General features: G+C 68.1%; 1 protein-coding gene and 1 pseudogene. One reads left to right on the plus strand and one right to left on the minus strand.

From position 1 onward, the window contains the following. The coding region (locus BACI9J_RS23480; protein WP_442858672.1) for a VOC family protein at positions 1-262 on the plus strand (262 nt) is incomplete at its 5' end. Between the two features lie 129 nt (positions 263-391). Here BACI9J_RS23480 and BACI9J_RS23485 read toward each other — a convergent pair. Beyond that, positions 392-1,076, minus strand: a pseudogene (locus BACI9J_RS23485) (DNA-directed RNA polymerase subunit beta'); the annotation flags it as partial.

A 1,076-nucleotide genomic window follows, 5' to 3' on the forward strand; every position in this document is an offset into this window, starting at 1 on the left:
CGGCATCTGGATCCAGCTCTACGTCGACGAACAGGCCGAGGAGAACCCGGTCAGCGTCCGCTTCGGCGTCGACGACGTCGCCGCGCAGCACGCACGCATCGGCGCGCTCGGCATCGACATCGGCCCCGTCGAGTGCGTCGACGGCGCGGTCGACTGGTTCGACGTCCGCGACCCCGACGGCAACGTGCTGAGCCTGTTCTCGCTGGTCGACGAGACCGGTCGCGGCTCCGGCCGCGACAACGGCGCGGGCCGCGCGCTCTAGCCGCGACCCCACGGCGGACGGGAGGCCCATGGCGGCCGGGCACCGTGCCTCCAGGCCGTCACGTGGTGACGACACGACGAAGGCCCCGCCTCCTTGCGGAGACGGGGCCTTCGTGGGATCACATCAGGCTCAGTTGTACGTGCCCGGCGTGAAGTCGTCCGACGAGAAGCTGTCGAAGTCGACGAAGCTCAGGTCGGCGTCCGAGAACGACGAGTCGTCAGCGAAGATGCGGTTGGGGTACCGCTCCGCCTTCGCCTCTTCGGTCGCGTTCACGTCCACGTCACGGTACCGGCTGAGGCCCGTCCCGGCAGGGATGAGCTTACCGATGATGACGTTCTCCTTGAGGCCGACGAGGTGGTCCTGCTTGCCCTCCATGGCCGCCTGCGTGAGCACGCGGGTGGTCTCCTGGAAGGAAGCGGCGGACAGCCACGACTCGGTCGCGAGGGACGCCTTCGTGATGCCCATGACCTCCTGGCGAGCCGAGGCGGTCTTGCGACCCTCCTGCAGCGCCGCACGGTTCAGCGCGTTGTAGCGCGACCGGTCGACGAGCTCACCCGGCAGCAGGTCGGTGTCGCCGTGGTCGACGACGGTGACCTTGCGGAGCATCTGGCGGACGATGACCTCGATGTGCTTGTCGTGGATCGGCACACCCTGCGAGCCGTAGACGTCCTGCACACCGTTGACCAGGTGCTTCTGGACCTCTCGGACACCCTTGACCCGGAGGACTTCCTTCGGGTCGACGGTGCCGGCGATGAACTGCTCGCCGAGCTCGACGTGCTGGTTGTCCTCGATGAGGAGCGTCGCACGCTTGAGC

This window comes from Arthrobacter sp. 9V, assembly GCF_902506065.1.
Taxonomy (GTDB): Bacteria; Actinomycetota; Actinomycetes; order Actinomycetales; family Micrococcaceae; genus Arthrobacter.